This window comes from Paenirhizobium selenitireducens ATCC BAA-1503, from assembly GCF_900492185.1.
Taxonomy (GTDB): domain Bacteria; phylum Pseudomonadota; class Alphaproteobacteria; order Rhizobiales; family Rhizobiaceae; genus Allorhizobium; species Allorhizobium selenitireducens_A.
The window spans coordinates 1-17,658 of record NZ_UEYP01000006.1 but is presented as its reverse complement, the minus strand read 5'-3'; the positions used below and the strand labels follow the sequence as shown (position 1 = coordinate 17,658).

General features: G+C 67.7%; 20 protein-coding genes. All 20 read right to left on the bottom strand.

Annotation, left to right across the window (positions count from 1 at the left end; genetic code table 11):
- Positions 1-10 precede the first annotated feature (10 nt).
- Positions 11-1,417, bottom strand: coding sequence for an ATP-binding protein (locus tag RHIZ70P_RS12050; RefSeq protein ID WP_115670565.1), 1,407 nt, complete (start codon positions 1,415-1,417; stop codon positions 11-13).
- A complete protein-coding gene (locus tag RHIZ70P_RS12045; RefSeq protein WP_115670564.1) occupies positions 1,414-2,085 on the bottom strand; it encodes a response regulator transcription factor in 672 nt (223 codons plus the stop codon). Before RHIZ70P_RS12045 ends, RHIZ70P_RS12050 begins: the two co-directional genes overlap by 4 nt.
- Before the next feature lie 52 nt (positions 2,086-2,137).
- A complete protein-coding gene (locus RHIZ70P_RS12040; RefSeq protein WP_115670563.1) occupies positions 2,138-2,425 on the bottom strand; it encodes a hypothetical protein in 288 nt (95 codons plus the stop codon).
- Between the two features lie 79 nt (positions 2,426-2,504).
- Positions 2,505-2,729: a hypothetical protein gene (locus RHIZ70P_RS12035; protein WP_115670562.1), complete on the bottom strand. Its 225-nt coding sequence runs from the start codon at positions 2,727-2,729 to the stop codon at positions 2,505-2,507.
- 361 nt (positions 2,730-3,090) lie between these two features.
- On the bottom strand, positions 3,091-6,933 hold the full coding sequence (locus tag RHIZ70P_RS12030) for a baseplate multidomain protein megatron (protein WP_115670561.1): 3,843 nt from the start codon (positions 6,931-6,933) through the stop codon (positions 3,091-3,093).
- Between the two features lie 317 nt (positions 6,934-7,250).
- Positions 7,251-7,688 (bottom strand): NlpC/P60 family protein, encoded by a 438-nt coding sequence (locus tag RHIZ70P_RS12025; RefSeq protein WP_115670560.1) that lies wholly within the window; start codon positions 7,686-7,688, stop codon positions 7,251-7,253.
- 455 nt (positions 7,689-8,143) lie between these two features.
- Positions 8,144-9,037, bottom strand: coding sequence for a DUF2163 domain-containing protein (locus RHIZ70P_RS12020; protein WP_115670559.1), 894 nt, complete (start codon positions 9,035-9,037; stop codon positions 8,144-8,146).
- On the bottom strand, positions 9,034-9,675 hold the full coding sequence (locus RHIZ70P_RS12015; RefSeq protein ID WP_115670558.1) for a DUF2460 domain-containing protein: 642 nt from the start codon (positions 9,673-9,675) through the stop codon (positions 9,034-9,036). The genes RHIZ70P_RS12020 and RHIZ70P_RS12015 overlap by 4 nt, the downstream gene beginning before the upstream one ends.
- 83 nt (positions 9,676-9,758) lie before the next feature.
- A complete protein-coding gene (locus RHIZ70P_RS12010) occupies positions 9,759-10,352 on the bottom strand; it encodes a phage tail tape measure protein (RefSeq protein ID WP_115670557.1) in 594 nt (197 codons plus the stop codon).
- Between the two features lie 466 nt (positions 10,353-10,818).
- Positions 10,819-11,064: a phage tail assembly chaperone gene (locus RHIZ70P_RS23405; RefSeq protein WP_268877526.1), complete on the bottom strand. Its 246-nt coding sequence runs from the start codon at positions 11,062-11,064 to the stop codon at positions 10,819-10,821.
- Positions 11,061-11,438, bottom strand: coding sequence for a gene transfer agent family protein (locus RHIZ70P_RS12000; RefSeq protein WP_115670556.1), 378 nt, complete (start codon positions 11,436-11,438; stop codon positions 11,061-11,063). The genes RHIZ70P_RS23405 and RHIZ70P_RS12000 overlap by 4 nt, the downstream gene beginning before the upstream one ends.
- Positions 11,438-11,845: a phage major tail protein, TP901-1 family gene (locus RHIZ70P_RS11995; protein ID WP_115670555.1), complete on the bottom strand. Its 408-nt coding sequence runs from the start codon at positions 11,843-11,845 to the stop codon at positions 11,438-11,440. Before RHIZ70P_RS11995 ends, RHIZ70P_RS12000 begins: the two co-directional genes overlap by 1 nt.
- Positions 11,846-12,060: 215 nt before the next feature.
- Positions 12,061-12,459: a DUF3168 domain-containing protein gene (locus RHIZ70P_RS11990; protein WP_115670554.1), complete on the bottom strand. Its 399-nt coding sequence runs from the start codon at positions 12,457-12,459 to the stop codon at positions 12,061-12,063.
- The gene (locus tag RHIZ70P_RS11985; RefSeq protein ID WP_115670553.1) at positions 12,456-12,713 is read right to left on the bottom strand and encodes a hypothetical protein; all 258 of its coding nucleotides are present in this window, start codon (positions 12,711-12,713) and stop codon (positions 12,456-12,458) included. The genes RHIZ70P_RS11990 and RHIZ70P_RS11985 overlap by 4 nt, the downstream gene beginning before the upstream one ends.
- Entirely contained in the window at positions 12,710-13,045 is a 336-nt protein-coding gene (locus RHIZ70P_RS11980; protein ID WP_115670552.1) for a phage head closure protein, read from the bottom strand. Before RHIZ70P_RS11980 ends, RHIZ70P_RS11985 begins: the two co-directional genes overlap by 4 nt.
- A 2-nt stretch (positions 13,046-13,047) precedes the next feature.
- Positions 13,048-13,617, bottom strand: coding sequence for a head-tail connector protein (locus tag RHIZ70P_RS11975; protein ID WP_115670551.1), 570 nt, complete (start codon positions 13,615-13,617; stop codon positions 13,048-13,050).
- 367 nt (positions 13,618-13,984) lie between these two features.
- A complete protein-coding gene (locus tag RHIZ70P_RS11970) occupies positions 13,985-15,271 on the bottom strand; it encodes a phage major capsid protein (protein WP_235842219.1) in 1,287 nt (428 codons plus the stop codon).
- 3 nt (positions 15,272-15,274) lie between these two features.
- Complete coding sequence (locus RHIZ70P_RS11965) at positions 15,275-15,850, bottom strand: HK97 family phage prohead protease (protein ID WP_115670550.1); 576 nt, start codon at positions 15,848-15,850, stop codon at positions 15,275-15,277.
- A 280-nt stretch (positions 15,851-16,130) separates the two neighbouring features.
- Positions 16,131-16,451 carry a DUF6107 family protein gene (locus RHIZ70P_RS11960; RefSeq protein ID WP_115670549.1) on the bottom strand — a complete coding sequence of 107 codons (321 nt, stop codon included), beginning with the start codon at positions 16,449-16,451 and terminating at the stop codon, positions 16,131-16,133.
- A 562-nt stretch (positions 16,452-17,013) separates the two neighbouring features.
- The coding region (locus RHIZ70P_RS11955) for a phage portal protein (RefSeq protein WP_115670548.1) at positions 17,014-17,658 on the bottom strand (645 nt) is incomplete at its 5' end.

The window sequence follows — 17,658 nt, the reverse complement described above, 5'->3', positions numbered from 1 at the left end:
ACAAAATTGATCATGCAGTGTCCCGTGTCACAGCCGGCAGCAATAACGTCGCCTTCAATCCGCCGATCTGGGCGCGGGAAAGGCCGAAAGCCCCCTGATATTCGCTGGAAATCTCCTTGACGATCGACAGGCCGAGCCCGGTGCCCGGCTTGCTCTCGTCGAGCCGCTTGCCGCGCTTCAGCGCCTCGCCGATCTGCTCCGGCGCCAGGCCGGGACCATCGTCCTCGACGGTCACCTCGATCCAGCCGCGCCGCGCGCCCTCGCCCACCGTTTGCGGCTCGTGGGTCGCTGCCATGGCAACCAGAACGACCCGCGAAACGGCAAAGCGGGCGGCGTTTTCCAGGAGATTGCCCACGGTCTCCTCGACGTCCTGCTGCTCCATGGCAAAGGCGAGGCCAGGTGCCACCTCGAGCGTGAAGTCGACCTGCGGATTGAGCCGCCGCATGACGCGCACCAGCCTTTCCAGCACCGGCTCCGCCTCGCAGCGCGCCAGCACCGAATCACGCTGGGCGGCGATGCGCGCGCGGTTGAGATAGGTGCCCACCTGCGCCTGCATGGCTTCCGCCTGACTGCGCACCACCTCGCCCTGCGCCTTGTCCAGCCCGCGCGCCTCGTTGAGCAGAACGGCGATCGGCGTCTTCAGCGAATGGGCGAGATTGCCGACCTGCATGCGGGCCCGCTCGACGATGCGGCGGTTGCTTTCGATCAGCGCGTTGATTTCGTTGGCCAGCGGCTGGATCTCGCGGGGATAGTCCCCCTCGATCCGCTCCGCCTCGCCGCCGCGGATCTTCTCCAGCGCCCGGCGCGCCCGGTCCAGCGGCTTCAGTCCGATCAGGATGGCAAGGCCATTGACCACCAGGCCGCCGATGCCGAACAGGGCCAGTCCGGCATAGAGCCTTGTGGAGAAAAAGCCGATCTCCTCCTCGACCACGTCGACATTGCCCGATACGCGAAAGCGCGCCGCCCGGTCTCCGCCGTCGAGCACCACCTCGGTCTCGGCCACCAGGATCTTGTTCCCGGCCGCATCGACCATCGGATAGAAGCGCTCGTAGTGCTCGTCGAAGGGAACCTGCTCGAGGCTCGGAACCGCAAGCTCGGCCATGCCGAGCGAGGTCGAGGCAAGCGGCGCGGCTGAAAAATTGCCAAGCGGTTCGACCAACCAGTACCATCCGGTCTCCGGCTGGGAAAAACGCAGGTCGCCGAGTTCGGGACTGCCCGACAGGCTGTCGCCGTCGCCGATCGATACCGAATTGATGACGTTGTAGAGCTGGGCGCGCAGGAGGTTGTTGAACCCCCGCTCCACGCCCTGGCGGTAGAAGGCCGAGATCACCAGCGCGATGGTGATCAGCGAGACCGCCGACCACAGCGTGGCCATCAGCAGCACGCGGACGGTCAGCGACCGGGAGACGGGAATCATTTCGCCTCTTGCGGGTCTTGGATGCGATAGCCCAGACCGCGCACGGTCTCGATCATGTCGATGCCGATTTTCTTGCGCAACCGGCCGACGAACACTTCGATGGTGTTCGAATCGCGGTCGAAGTCCTGGTCATAGAGATGCTCGACCAGCTCGGTGCGCGACACGACCTCGCCCATGTGATGCATGAGGTAGGACAGGAGCCGATACTCGTGCGAGGTGAGCTTCAAGGCCTTGCCGTCGACGGTCGCCTTGGAGCTCTTGGTGTCGAGCCGGACCGGACCGCAGGTAATCTCGGAAGAGGCATGGCCGGCGGCACGGCGGATCAGCGCGCGGATGCGGGCCAGCACTTCCTCGAGATGGAATGGCTTGGCGACATAGTCGTCGGCGCCGGCGTCGATGCCGGCGACCTTGTCGCTCCAGCGGTCGCGGGCGGTCAGCAGCAGGACCGGCATGACGCGGCCGGCGGCCCGCCACTTTTCCAGCACCGTGATGCCGTCCATTTCCGGCAGGCCGATATCGAGGATGACGGCGTCATAAGGTTCGGTATCACCGAGAAAATGGCCTTCCTCGCCGTCGAAGGCCTTGTCGACGACATAGCCCGCCTCCTGCAGCGCCTCGACGAGTTGCCGGTTGAGGTTGACATCGTCCTCGACGACCAGAATGCGCATCTATCCCGCCCTCTTTGAAAAACCGTCGCCGCAGCCGGGGCTGCGGCGGAAATCAGTTGGACACCCGCATCGTCACCTTGCGCGGGCGCTCGTTGCCGTTGCCCGGAATGAGCACCGTGATGACGCATTCATTGCCGGATTGGCGCACCGAGAGCAACTGCCCGCCGACCTCTTCGACCACGCGATAGGCGGCGCTGCGGCAGTCCACCCCGCCGCCATTATCACCGGACGATTGCACGAGCACGAGCGGCGGCGTCATGGCACCGGTGCCGACGCGTTCTGCGACGGGCGATGCCGCCAGTCCGACCGCCAGGCCTGCGATGATCATGATGGATGCCATTGCTTCTTCTTCCACACGACGTCTAACTCTCGCATTCTATCTATCGCATGCCTTCTGAATGGCAAATGAATGCGCCCGATCAATTGCGCCGGCCGCCGAAATCGATCGGCCCGCTCGCCCGGATCCGACCGTAGATCGCCAATACTCCGCCCAGTGCCCCGGCGATTGTCGCCAGAGCATCGGCGAGGTTCGCCTGTTCGGCAAGCCCCATTTCGACACCGACATGCCTCAAAAGCGGCGCCCCCATTGCAATCAGCGCGCCCCACACCGTCTTCGACTGATACCACTGCTTCATGTCGAGCATCTGGCTCTCCTCTTTCTGGATTTTCGTTGGAAATGGATGGGGGCAATGAGATCGACCCGTTTCGGCTGCTGGGCGTGCCTACTGGGCGGGTGGTCCGGCGTTGGTCGTTGGTCCTGGCTTCCGAGAACGGCCGCCAGGCCCTGAGCAATTGCCCCTCACCCTGACCCAACCGGGGTCGAATTGCCCCTCACCCTGACCCTCTCCCCGCAGGCGGGGAGAGGGGACGGCCACGGCGGTGCCGCTTGTCCCTTCTCCCCGTCAGAACGGGGAGAAGGTGCCGGCAGGCGGATGAGGGGCAGTCACCGGAGATTAATCACGTCATCGGACGCTTGGCCGGGAAGAAATGCCCAAGCGAATTGCCTCACCCCACCGCCAGTTCCGCCTCGCTCGCATTCCCCTCGGCCACGCGCCCCAGCTGCCGCACCCGCACGCGAATACTTGCCTGCAGACTTCCAAAATCCGAAAGCTCCCACGCCTGCGGATAGACGAACCGCGCCTCGCCGGTCTCCACCGTCCGCCGCACCTCGGCCCCGTCGAGGATCTCCAGCCGATAGGCCTCGACCGTTTCGACGAGCGGCACCTCGGCGGGCAGCCAGTTGTCGCCGTCCACGCGGGACCTGCGAACCCAGTCGAACGCGACATCGCCCGCCTCCCCGCGCCGCGCCCTCAAATGCACCGGCGAAAACGGTGTCTGCGCCCGCACCCCGCCAGCAAAGCTGCCGAGCGTGGCCGGCGTTGCGGCCATACCCATCGGTTCCGCGATATAGGCGAGCGCCAGCCCCGCCTCCTCCGTGCTCAGCCCGAGCGGCCGCACGGCCTCGTCGAGCAGAACGACGGCCGCCCCGGCAACCGCGCCGGCCGACATCGCGTCCTCGGTGCCGGCGAGACCGCGCAGCAGGGTCGACAGCCGCCAGCGCCCGGCGGAAATCTCCTCCGCCCCGGCAAAGCCGATCACTTCCCAGGCACCGGAGGCCGAACGCAGCGCCAGCCGGTTTTCCCCGTTCAGCACCAAGAGTTCGGTTGCGGCGGCAAAGCTGCCGAAGGAGAGATCAACCTCCAGCGTCCGCGACCGGTCGAATCGACCCGCCACCCCGCCGGAGAGCGGCGCCGCCAGCCGGCCCAGTCTTGCCGGCCGGTCGAGCATGGCCCGCGAGCGAAAAACGCCATTCCCGGCAGAGGACGCGATCGCCATCCGCCGCCAAGGCCGCGCCAGGCCCGCCACGCAGGCGAAATCCGTGGCCTCGCCGACCGTGTAACGCGGCAGATCCATCAAGGTGACAACGGGATCAAAGCCGACCGAACCCGGCCGGTCCGGCGTGCGTCCCGTCCCCGCACTCGCCGTCGTCGCCGAGACCGCCGCGGCCACTTCGCGCAGGCTCAGCCGCCGCACCAGCCCGTCATCGATCTCGCCGACCAGAAACCGCCCCTCCGGCCCCTCGGACAGCGAAAGCACATCGCCCGGCTGGACCGAAAGCTCCGCCGGCCCGAGCGAAAATTCCAGCCGCCGCCGTCCGATGCGATGGTCGCGCAGCATGCCCTCGGCGAGCGACAGCGCCGTCTCTTCCGCCAGAACCGCCGGCAGGTCGCGCGCCATCTGCCTTTGCGTTTCCGCCTCGATCCGCCGCGAGCGGGCCGATGCCTCGCCGTAGTCGCTGGCCGGGTCGTAATAGGTGAGCGAGGCCTCCGCGGCAAAATCGCTGTCGTGGCCGCGCGTCTCGCGCCACAGCGGCTCGTCCTTCACATCGGCCAGCACCTCCACCGTCCGCGCCGGCAGGCTCGCCGCCATGCGCGACCGGAATTTAAGCCGCGGTCCATCCTCGACGATGTCGATCAGGAAGGTCTCCGCCAGCGGCTCGATCAGGCTTCTCGCCGAGGCGAGGTCGCCCTGCACATAGCCCATGAGGTCGCCGCTCACCTCCGACAAGTCGTAATCGGCAAAGCCATGATCCTCGAGCAGGCCTGCGACAACATCGGCGAGCGTACCCGCCCCCAGCCGCCCGTTTAGCCAGTGGCCGGTGCGCCAGTTCGTGCCGTCGGCCCAGAGATCCAGATCCTGCGGAAAGGCCGGCTGCGGACGCGCATCCCAGGTCCACAGGAAGATCTGCCCCGGATCGACCATGCCCGCCGGCGCGGCACCACCCTGCCAATAACCGAGATGCGCTTCGAGGAACCGCCGCTGCTGGCTGTCGGACCGCGCCCCGCTGGAGAAATGGGGCAGCGCGCTTTCCGCCGATTTCGGATCGCCGAAGACGTTGGGCTGGTTCGCCCCCTTGTCGACCGCCGCGCAGCCGAGTTCGGTGAACCAGACCGGCTTCAACCCCGGCGTCCAGGCGCTCGGCTCCGGCCGTTCCGTCCCGCCGATCCGGTCGAAGTGGAAATTGCTCCACCAGCCTTCGATATCCTTGAATCGAAACACGAAAGGCTTGCCCGCCAGCCCGTCGCTGATCGGCGAGCGCACGCGTGCCGCCCGGTCGGCTTCGCTGGCATAATACCAGTCGAACCCCTCGCCCGCCGCGATCTGCCCGGCCATGGCCTCGCCGTCGTCGCAGAGCCGGAACCCGTCCGGATTGGCGTCCTCCAGATCCGCGTCGCGCCAATCGGACAGCGGCATGTAATTGTCGATCCCTACCGCATCGATCGCCGGATGCGCCCAGAGCGGATCGAGATGGAAGAAGACATCGCCCGAGCCGTCGGCCGGATGATGGCCGAAATATTCGCTCCAGTCGGCGCCATAGGTGATCTTCGTCGAGGCCCCAAGGATCGCCCGCACGTCAGCCGCCAGATCCGCCAGCGCCGCCACGAAGGGAAAGCCATCGGCCGCATCGCGGAGCGTCGTCAGCCCGCGCAGTTCCGAGCCGATCAGGAAGGCGTCCACCCCGCCCGCCACCTCAGCCAGCAACGCATAGTGCAGCACCATGCGGCGATAGCCCTCGTCGCTGCCATGATACGAAACCGTGGTGCCGGACACGTCAAAATCGGCCGCCTCGGCCGCCCCGCAAAAGCCAGCGACCGTCGCCGGGATTGCCTCAGACCGGTCGGGCGAGCCGGGCCGTCCCGGCGCCGGATGACAGGTGATCCGCCCGCGCCAGGGATAGGCCGCCTGCTCCGCCCCGCCATAGGGATCGGACAGGCCATTGCCGACCGGAATGTCCATCATGACAAAGGGATAGAGCACCACCTTCTGCCCGCGCGCCTTGAGGTCGAGGATCGCCTCGACCACGCTTCTGTCGTCCGGCGTGCCGCCATAGGCCGGGCCGCCGTCATGGCGGCTGACCCGATGGGCGGTCTCTCGCGTTACCCCCGACACCCGCCAGTCCCGGCTCTCGTTGCGGCTCCCAACCTCGACGCCCGGCACCACCCGGCACTGCCCGGCGCGCAGGTCCGTGCCGAACCAGGACACAACCAGCGCGACAGTCTCGAGATTGGGGCAGAGCGCCTGCAGTTCGTCGATCGACGCCTGCCAGTCGGTATGGGCGACCAGCGTGTTGCGGTTGAGAATACGCGAGGCGCCCTCGCCAGTCCGTTCCCGGACCTGCACCGTCGCATAGCCGTGCTCGGTGGAGCCCGGGATGACGGTCACCGCCTTGACCATGCCTTCCAACGCCCCGACCGGCCGAATGACCTCGAACTGCAGCAGCGGAATACGGTTGCCGAAATCGTCCAGCGGCAACCGCTCGAACACCACATAGGAAAGCCCGCGATAGGCCGGCGCATTGCCTGCCCCCTGCTTCGCCTCGATCAGCGGATCGGGCAACTGGTCCTCCGTCCCCGGATAGAATCGCATCTCGATCTCGGTGAGGTCGATTTCTTGCCCGTCGGCCCAGACGCGCCGAACCAGAGCTGCCTCCCCATCGCAGAGCCCGACCGCCAGATTGGCGAAATAGCGATAAGTCTTCACCCGCGTGCCGGTCGCCTTGGCGCCGGTCCGCTCGGTCGTCGCCTCCTCCTCGAAGCGCGTCGCCCAGATCAGCGTGCCGCCGAGCCGCGCCGTGCCGTAGAGCCTCGGGATCGCCGCCCCTTCGGCCGCCCCCGGCAGCCTGGCCGCAGAAAGCCGTGCGCCCGACAGCGTCGTTCCGCCGCCGATCAGCGCCCGGTCGAGCATGTTGCCGGCCAGCGCCCCCGCCGCCCGGCCGATCACGGCCCCCAGCGGCCCGAACACCGAACCCAGCGCCGCACCCGCCGCCTGGAAGAGGATTGTCGCCATGGATGCCCCTCGCGGCACCCGGCTGGATGCTCGCCTAGATTGTGATAGGATGCTGAGGTTCGGGAGCAGAAGCAGCAGGCGCCGTACCAGCCGGCGCGTCGGCGAAGACGGGCTCCGCCGACCTTGGCAAAGGCCTTGCTCTCGAATGTGGAGGTAGTGCTATGAGGTCTTGGCCAATTGGCATTACGCTGATCTTGAGGATAACCCGGACGGGCTGGTCGATCGCCGTCCGGGTCAACTTCAAACATTGGCAAACGCTGGACGAGGTGTCCGCCTCGTCCAGCACTCCAGCAAGATACGGCAAAACCCGCCGCTTTTCAAGAAATCTCCGGGAACCGGTAGATCCCGGCAATGCGCCTGCGCCAGGCCGGCACCAGGGCCGAGCGGATCACGGCCGCCTGCTCATAGGCGTGGATGAAGGCATCGGCCCCGACGAGGATGCCGGCATGCTTGGCGGCAAATTGCGGTCGAAACCGGAAGACCAGCAGATCGCCCGGCAACGCAGCGGCAAGGCCCGTCACCACCGCACAATGCCGCCCCGCCGCCTCCAGCAACCGCTCCTGCCCGCCGCGCTCCGCCCAGTCCGCCGCATAGGGCGCCACCATCTCCGGCTCCGCCCCATAGATCTCCCGCCAGATCCCCCGCACCAGCCCCAGGCAATCGCAGCCGACACCCTTCGTCGATCCCTGATGCCGATAGGGCGTGTCGATCCACTGCCCGGCGATCGCGACCACGCGGTTTCCGATGGCGGTCATGGGTCTTGCTCCTTGGAACGCACGAGATCACTCGCGACGGCGATAGCATCGACTTAGCGGCAGAGCGTCGCCGGCCCGTCTTCTCCCTTGGTGGGAGAAGAAGCAAAATCAGCACCTTAGCGCCAGCTAAGTGCTAGATTTTCGCAGATGAGGGGGATGGTCGGACAGCTACCCCGCCCACCCCGTCCTCATCCTGAGGTGCCCCGCAGGGGCCTCGAAGGATCGAGGCCGGCCACGCCGTCCGCGGCAAGGCCCCTTCGAGGGTCGCTGCGCTCCCACCTCAGGGTGAGGATCAAGCCGAATTGCCCTCACTCGAAAAGCCCCACCCCGTCCTCATCCTGAGGTGCCCCGCAGGGGCCTCGAAGGATCGGGGCGGCCACGCCGTCCGTCGCAAAGGCCCTTCGAGGGCCTCGCTTTCGCTCGACCACCTCAGGGCGAGGCCCCCCCCATCACCCTCACTCGAACAGCGCCGTCCCGTCATGCGTGCTCTCGCCCTTCACATAGGAATAGGCGAAATCGCTGCCCGGCATATGCGGGAATCCCCGGAAATTGAGAGCGTTGCCAAAACGGTCGCGACAGGTCGAAAACCCCTTGTCGCAGCCCACCGTCACCGTCACCGCATCGCCGACCGCCGCCGCGCTCTCCAGCGGCAGCCACAGCGTCAGCCGCGTGCCGTCCTCGACAGCGGCATTGCCGTCGATCTCGACCGTCAGCCCCGCGTTCACGCCCGCGTCGAACCGCAGGGTGCCGAGCCGGAAATGTCCGTCCTCGAACCCACCGAGCCCGGACACCAAAACCCGGTCACGCCCCTCGACCGCCGTCACCATGCCCGTCGCCTGCCGCCCGGCGATGGACAGATCCACCCCGCAGCGTCCGTCGCCGAGGCTCGCATCGCAACGCCGGCCATAAATCCGTCCCTGTTCCTGCGACAGCCGATGGGCAAAACTCCGAAGCTCCGCGGCAAAGGCCCCGCCCGCCCGCGACACTTCGCCGATCTCCTGAACCTTCATCAGCAGGTGCTGATCTTCCGGCGCCTGCCAGTTGACGGTGAACAGCTCGACCCGCGCGCCGTCATAGCGCCCTGCCGAAAGGTCCGCCTCACTGATCGCCGCGCTGGAAAAGCCGCCCGTCACCTCGGCGCCCGGTGCCGCCAGGCCGTTCACCGCCCGCGCCTCGGTCCCGGCAAAGCCGCTCGCCGCGAGAAAGACCGTGCCGGCAAAGGTCAGATCACGGTCATGCTCGGTAAAGCCGAGCACCACCCCGTCGCGCCGCGTCACCCGCCATGAGCGGCAGAGCGTCGTGGCGTCGCCCGAGAGATGGGTATCGAGCGCATCGGGAATCTGTCTCATGGCAGGACCTCCACCAGCGGAATGGCCGGAATGCGCCCGGCCCGGAACGCCTCGAGGTTCACGTCTATACGGTCGGTGTCGAAGCGCACGGGCACGTCGAACTCGAACCCCGCCTGCACCAGCGCGCCGGGAGGCGGAATATATTCCTCGGACAACATGACGATACCCGTCACCGGATCGCTGCTGAAACCAGACGGCGGCAATTCCACCCCGTCGACCGCGACCCTGACCGTTCCCGCCACCGGCTTCAAAATCTCGCGCCGCCATTCCCCGCCGGCATCGCCATAGCTCTTGACCAGCCGGAAGGTCGCCGTCACCCCGTCGCCCGTGCCGATCGCCTGGTCGAAGGGCGATACAGCCTCGCCCGGTCCGCAGGATTTCGCATCGAGCGGATCGCGAAAGCGGAAACCGTAGAGCTGCCCGCCGCGCGCCTCGAAGAAGGCGACAACGGCATAAAGATCGTCCACCGCCCTCAGACCCGAGCCCGCATCATAGACCCGCCGCGAATGGCGCCACCTTGCATTTCGCTGTTCGCGCCCATTGGTCAGGTCGACGATGTCGGTCAGTCTCTTCGGCCCGCCGCTGGTCGACAGCGACAGGCGCAGCGGAAAGCGCACCTCGTGGAAACCATTGCTCATGGTTCAGCGTCCTTTGTTCAAAGGCTTAAAAGGAAGGCCCGGCCGATGCCGACCACCAGCATCACGCCCGCGCGAGACGCTGCTCAGAGATGCCGCCGCCCGCGCCCGACGCTGCGCGCCAGCATGGCGGTGATCTGGCCCTCGCTGCGGGCAAAGCTCGCCGCGTCGCTCGCCGTCACATGGAAATTGATCTGCGTCGTCGCCCCGCTGCCGCCGGCGGCCACGCCGAGCGACCCGTCCGAGCCGCGCTTCAGCGGCAAGATCGCCTCGGCGCCCGCCTCGCCCATCAGGCCGAGATCGCCGCCGAGCGGAAAATAGGTCGGCGCCGACACCACGCCCCCGGCCGCAAACGGCGTCACCCGCCCCGTCACGCCGCCCGTCGCAAAGGGCATGATCGCCCCGAACCCCGCCGTCAGCCCGGAGATCAGGCCGGTCAGCGCATTGCCCATCAGCCCCTCGATCGGCTTCAGCCCGGCCGACAGCGCAATGTCGGCGAGCCGCGTACCCACCGATTTCAGCGTATCCTCCAGCCCCTTGCCGCCGACCGTCGCGCCCTTCAGCGCCGAGCCCAGCGCCGCCCCGAAACTCCTCGACCGCCCCTCCAGTTCGTCCAACACCTTCAGCGCTTCGGTCGCATCGAGATCGAGGGACAGCGCAACCATGTCGTCGTCGGTCATGGGAAACTCCTTCGTATGGCCGTTGTGTTTCCCCTTCTCCCCGTTCACGGGGAGAAGGTGCCGGCAGGCGGATGAAGGGCCAAACGCCGCCCAGCCGCCAACCAGCTGGTTGTCTTCGACGCCAAGACTGCCCCTCACCGTGACCCTCTCCCCGCATGCGGGGAGAGGGAAACGCGTCGTTGCCCCCTCATCCTGAGGTGCCCCGCAGGGGCCTCGAAGGATCGAGGCCACCCCCGGCGCTGCTTCAGGTCCCTTCCCCCCGTTCACCGGGGTGAGGAATGGTCGGCGCAGCCGACGAAACGATCCGGTGAATCGTTTCGAATGACGAACGCCCTGAGCCCAAGCGAAGGGCCGGTAGACGGATGAGGGGCAGGGCTGGACGCTTCGAGGGTCGCTGCGCTCCCACCTCAGGGTGAGGGGCCGGCGCGGCACGCCGCAGCCCGATCTCCCCCTTGAGGGGGAGATGTCACGCAGTGACAGAGGGGGGTGAACCGCCACCCCCGTCATCCGGATAGTCCCGCATCAACCCGACCAGCCCCGCCCGCGAAAGCCGCGCCGACCGCGGCGCAAACGCCCCGGCCATGGCGGCAAACTCGACGAGGCTCAAATCCCAGAACACGCTCGGAGGAAGCCGCAGGCGACAAAGACCGGCATCGAGCACCGCCTCCCAGGGGAAGATTCGCGCCGGCGCCTCGCCGCCTGCGGCCCTCAAGGGTCCGGCGCGGCTACTCCGTGCTCCGCCTCCGGCGCAAACGTCGCGACCAGCAGGTCACGCACGATCGCCGCGGCGCCGGCAATGCCGCCCTCGACCGCCATATCGGCCAGGTCCTCGTCGCTCAATCGGTTGCCGCCGCCGCGCAGGCCGGCGCCGAGGATCCGCGTCAGATCGGCCGCCCTCAGCCGGCCTGCGGCAAAGCGCTGGCCGAGATCGGCCAGACTTTCCGCCCCGAAAGCCGTTTCCAGTTCGGCCAGTGCGCCCAGCGTCAGGCAGAGAATTCGTCGCTCGCCGCCGATCACCGCCTCCACCTCGCCGCGCCGCCGGTTGGCCCGCCCGAGCGTCGCCAATCCGTCGCCCCCGCCGCGCATCACAGCACCGCGAAGGAAAGCGCGCCGGCCGATTCCAGCGCGATCTCGAAGGTCAGTTCGCCGTCATGCGACCCGGCATATTCGAGCGCGGTCACCTGGAACGGCCCGCTCACCGTGCCGAAATCCGGGATCACCACCTGCCAGGCGAGAATGTCGCCGGCAAAGAAGGCCCCCCGCACCAGCGCATCCGAGGCCTGATCCTTGAACAGCCCGGCGCCCGAGAGTGCTGCGCGCTGCACGCCCGCACCGCCCAAAAGCTCCCGCCAGCGTCCGACGCTCTCCGCATCGGTCACGTCGACGGTCTGGGCGTTGAAGGAAAGCCGCTTGGAGCGCAGCCCCGCCACCGTGACGAAGCCCGCCCCGTCATGGGCCTTCAACAGCAGGTCCTTGCCCTTCTGTGCCACCATGTCGAAATCCTCTTCTATTCAAGGAGATTGTTCCGTCTTTTTGCCGATCGAGGCCGGCGGGTCGCCTTCTCCCCGTTCACCGGGGTCCGGAATGGTTGGCGAGGCCGACGAAACGATCCAGTGAACCGTTTCGAATGGCGAACGCCCTGAGCCCAAGCGAAGGGCTGGCAGAGGTGGCGGCAGCCCAATGAGGGGCGACACCGGCGCCCGACCCCTCACTCCACCACCGCCCGAAACGACAGTTCCGCGACGAAAAACCCGGTCTTTGCCTCGCGGCGGCTGACCGTCCGGCGATGCCGGAGGCTCACCAGCCTGTGGCCCGCCAGCGCCAGATCGGCGTCGTCGAGCAGGCCCCGCACGGCATCGGCGATCGCCTCCGCCGCGCGCCGCCCCTCTCCCGACCAGGCCTCCAGCGCCAGCAGGAATTCAAATCCCGCCTCGCTCGCCGTCGAATAGTCGCGGCACTCGACGGCGCCGAGCACCAGCGCCGGCAGGTCGAGCCCGCTCGCCCGCCGGTCGCGCATCCCGCTGGGGCCAATCAGGGTGGCAAGCCCGGCATGGCTTATCAGCCGCGCCTGGACGGCGGCCAGAAACGCGTTCACGACGCTGCTCATGGCACGCCCTCGCTTTGTTGGATGTCGCTGCCGGCCTTGCCGACAGACGCGCCACCGCTCCGCCCGACCGACCCGCCGTCGTCTAAAGTTCCAGACCCGCCGTCCCGCACGGGCGCATCCGCCATCCGCCCGGCCGCTCGACGTTCGATCTGCAGCTCGATCCGCCGCGCGACCCCGCCCGAGAGCGCGCGACGCAACACCAGCCCCAGGTCCTCGCCCGTCTGCGCCAGCGACGCCCGTATCCTGCCCTTCATCGCCCCTCCTCCCGGCAGCGGCAGAGGAGAAGGCGGCCGGTCTCGTCCGGATCGCGTACGCTCTCGATGGCAAACCGCCGCGTGCCCTTGATGAGCCGCATCCCCGCCGCCACATCGGCGCGAAAGCGCAGCCAGACATGATGCGTGACGATCACCCGCCCCGCGCCCGCGACCTCCTCGACTTCGGCGGCCAGAGGCTCGATCCGCGCCCAGAGATCGGCAACGGCCTCGAAGTCAACCGTCGCGCCGCCCTGCCCGTCCGGGTTTTCGACCAGCCGCTCCAGCCTGAGCCGGGCCGTCAGCGCCCCCGGGTCGAAATCGATCAGCGCCATGGTCAGAGCCCCCTTCGGCAATAGGGCGCGATCAGCCGTTCGTAGCCGGCCGGCATGACTGCCGGCTGTGCCTCGACCGGGATCGCCCCGCGCAGGGCAAACATCGCCGCCACATGCAGCAACATCGCCCGTTTCAGCGTTTCGGGCATATCCGCGCCGCTCGGCCCGAAGCCTGCGACGAAATCGATCTCGATGCCGTTCATGGTACGCGCCGGGACCGGCGGATCACGCAGCCACAGCCGCGCCGGCCGCGCCTCGCCGTCCAGCAGATGGTCGGCCAGCGAGGCGGCCGTGGCATTGCCCTTGCCGTCATAAACGGTCACGCCCGTCACCTCGCGCACCGGACCACAGCCGATGCGGATCACCCCGTCGGCCGGCCAGCTATCGAGGCAGAGCCTAAACGGCCGGCTGATCAGCACCCGCGCGGTCTCGCGCTCCAGATGCTCGCGGGCGACGGTGATCAACTGCCCGATCAACGCATCCTCGTCATTGCCGTCGACGCGCAGATGCGCCTTGGCCTCAGCCAACGTCACCGCCTCGGCCGCCGGCGGGGCCGTCGGAAATAGGGTCATGGGAGTCTCCTGGAATTGGCTTTTGAAAGTGGCAGGCCGCAGCGCGTCGTCGAAAACCTCTTCTCCCCAGCGGGGAGAAGTGCCGAACGCAGTGAGGCGATGAGGGGGCTTAGTGCGCAACATCACGTGGCTTCGCCCCCCTCATCCGGCGCTGCGCGCCACCTTCTCCCCGCTGGGGAGAAGACGAGCCTCGGCCGGATCGACAACTGCCCCTCACCCTGATCGACCGGGGTCGAGCCGCGTGTCTCGACCCGTCCTTCGGACCCCCGCAGGCGGGGAGAGGGAACGGCCACGGCGGTGCCTCTTGGTCCCTTCTCCCCGTTTACGGGGAGAAGGTGCCGGCAGGCGGATGAGGGGCAAGCACCCATCAGCTCGCCGCAAACTTCACCAGCTTGATCGCCTCGAAGTTCTGCACGCCCCCGCCGACGCGCTTGGTGGTGTAGAACAGCACGTAGGGCTTGGCGGAATAGGGATCGCGCAGCACCCGCACGCCGACCCGGTCGACCACCAGATAGCCCGAGCGGAAGTCGCCAAAGGCGATCGCGGTGGCATTGGGCGCGATTGCCGGCATGTCTTCCGCCTCCGCCACCGGAAAGCCGATCAGCGAGGCGGCCTCGCCCGGCCGCGCCGGCGGCTGCCAGAGATAATTGCCGTCGGCATCCTTGAACTTGCGGATCTCGCCTTGGGTCTTGCGGCTCATGACGAAGCTGGCATTCTGCCGGTGCCCGGCTTTGAGCGCATAGACGAGGTCGACCAGCACGTCCGACGGCCCCGAGGCGGCAAAGCCTCCCGCCACGCCGGTCGCAAGATAGCCGATCTTGCCCCATTCCCACGCGCCGTCCGCCACCTGGTCATAGGCGAGAAAGCCCTTCGGCTTGTTCACCCCGTCGCCGGAAACGAAGGCCGTGCCCTCCTGCTCGGCAAAGGCGATGTCGACCTCCGCGGCGATCCAGGCCTCGATGTCGACCGCCGCGTCATCGAGCAGCGCCTGGCTTGCCGCCGGCATGGCGTAGAGTTCCATGGTCGGGAAGGAGAGTTCGGCAAGCTGCGCCGTCGCCGTCTGCGGCCGCGCCGCGGTCTCGGCCACCCAGCCGGCGGTCATGCCGGCCGGCGAAAACGGCTTCTTCAGCACCGAGCCCGAGACCTGCCGGACCGTCGACAGCGCCCGGATCGGCGAGACGACCGAGAGCCTGCGGCCGATCTCGCTGTCGGTCTCCGGCGGCACCAGATAGCCGCCGTCGGCGGGCGCACCCGCGCTCATCGCCTTGGCCTCCAGCTCGCGCAGGCCCGCCTCGTCGCCGCGGCGGATATAGGCTTCGAAGGCCGCCTTGTGTTCGGCCGCTTCCGGCCCGTCCGCCTCCCCGCCGCGGCCGAGCGGCGGGCGCATCTTCTTCAAGACCAGCTCGTCGAGCAGCCGGCCCTGTTCGTCCATCGCCTTGTTGATCCGCTCCATCTTGTCGCGGGTCACCACGTCGGCGGAAAGCTTCTGCTCGATCTCGGAGAGCCTGCGATCGTTGACGTCCTTGAACGCCTCGAAGGCGCCCATGAAATCCTCGAACGCCGCCGTCACGCTGTCGGGCACGGCCTTCACCTCCGGTGCTGTCCGCTTGCGCGGGGCATCGGCCGTCTGCTTTTCCATCGCTGCATCGCTCATCTGTCATCCTTTCCTGAAGACATCCATGGCCATCGTCCGCGCCGCCCGGCGCATGGCGCGGACGAGCTCGGTTTCCTTGTCGCGGAAGAACCGCGCATGCTTGACGTTGGAGACCCGGGCCGCCGGCAGCATCGGGAAGGTCACCACCGAGATCTCCCAGAGGTCGGCCTCGAGTATGCGGCGCACCCCGCTCTTGCGGTCGCTCCTCGAGCGCACGGTGCGAAAGCCGATCGACAGCCCGTCGAGCGCACCCGACTTCATCAGCGCATGCACCTCGCGGGCCCGCGCCACGCCAAAAGACAGCTGCCCCTCGACATAGAGCCCGCGGGCGTCCTCGCGGATCACCCGCCAGGCGCCGATCGGCTCGGCCGGGTCGTGCTGGAACAGCATGCGCACCCCCTTGGCGCCGCGCTTCACCAGCGACCGCTCGAAGGCCCCCGGCTCGATCGCGTCGCGCCCGAGATCGACCTCGCCGAACAGGCTGGCATAACCCGAGAACGATCCGTCGCCCTCCACCCCCTTCAACGTCAGGTTGACGAACTTTTCCGTCAGCGAGACGGGCCCGCGGTGCGCGTGCATGGCATTCTCCTCATGATGAATGATGGTTGTCTTGGGCCGCGCTCCGTCCTCATCCTGAGGTGTCCCGAAGGGGCCTCGAAGGATCGGGATGGCCCCGGCGGTTCCGCTCGTCCCTTCTCCCCGTCAGAACGGGGGTGAGGAATGGTCGGCGCAGCCGACGAAACGATCCAGTGAATCGTTTCGAATGACGAACGCCCTGAGCCCCAGCGAAGGGCAGGCAAAGGTGCTGGCAGGCGGATGAGGGGCAAGGATCCCCGACCTCAGGGTGACGTCTCCCCCCTCACCCGCCCGGCCGCTGCCCGTAGCGGGCAAACAGCCGCACCAGCAGCCCCAGCCCCCACCAAGCGGAAAGGCTCGCCGCCGTCGCTCCGGCGAGCATGATCTCCGGCGGCGACAGTCCGGCCGCGACATCGAGCTTGCGCACGATCCACAGACCCGCCGGCCCGCCGAAGATCATGCCGCAGGTCACCCCGGTCAGGAACCGCACCGCCGCCTCGCGCCGGCCCTTGGGCAAAAGGTAGACGAGCGAGATCGCCGACCCCGCCACCGCCCCGATCACGCGGGCGCTCCACACGCCGCCGTCATGGCTGAAGTCAGTCATTTGTTAATCTCTCATCGCTAAAATAGAGAACATCCGAGGGCCCGCGCCGATCGCCGGCCCTCACGCCTCGACCCGTTCGAGACCGCCTCGATCTGCGTCTTCTGACGCCCGATCCGACCCGCGAAGAGAACAGCTCCCCCAGCGCAACCCGCTTCACGCAACACTTCAGGTGGCGGCGTTTTCGCGAGTCGATTGAATCGCTTGCGGCCGGTTCTTGAGAGCCTGATTCACGTCCCGCACGCGCCACTTCAACGGCCTCATCTTCCGATTCCGCTTGAAGTGACCGGCCTCCTGCCGCCGCGCCCACGTCCCCTCTTCTCCCCGACGGGGAGAAGGTGGCGCGTAGCGCCGGATGAGGGGGGCGAAGCCAATTGATGGCGGCGCACTCGGCCCCCTCATCGCCTCGCATTCGCTCGGCGCTTCTCCCCGTTGGGGAGAAGAGGATTTCCGCCAGGCACCGCGGACGGCGTTTCGAATGACGAACGCCTGAGCCAAAGCGAAGGGCCGGCAGAATGCCGGCAGACTGGCGTAGAGCAAGGTGAGGCCAAAGCCGCTCCTCCCCTCAATACCCCACCGCCTGCCGCTTCTCCTCCTCGGTGAGGAAATCCGCCGCGCCGAGCCTTGCCCAGAGCGCGTCGCGCTCGGCGGCCAGTCCGGCCACTTGGTCGAGATCCGGCACCAGCCTGAGCGCCTCCCCATAGAGCCCGGACAAGAAGCCGGAAAAGCTCGCCGCGGTGCGCGCAACGAGCGGCAAAACGGTCAGGCGGTAAAAGGCCCGGTTCGCCTCCTGGTAGTTGGCATAGGTGTTGTCGCCGGGGATGCCGAGCAGCATGGGCGGCACGCCGAAGGCCAGCGCCACGTCGCGCGCCGCGCCGTTTCGCGCCTCGACGAAATCCATGTCCTTGGGCGACAGCCCCATCGATTTCCAGTCGAGCCCGCCCTCGAGCAGCAGCGGTCGTCCGGCCCGCATCGGCCCGGAATAGCCCTCGTCGAGTTCCACCTTCAGCCGCTCATACTGGTCGGCCGACAGATTGCCGCCCTCCTTCGGCTGGTAGACCAGCGCGCCCGATGGCCGGGCGGAATTGTCCAGCAGCGCCTTGTTCCAGCGCGCCGCCGCATTGTGCAGGTCGAGCGCAAATTGCGCTGCGGCGAGCGGCGGAAAGCCGAGATGGTCGTCGAGCGGATGGAAGAGTTTCAGATGCAGCAA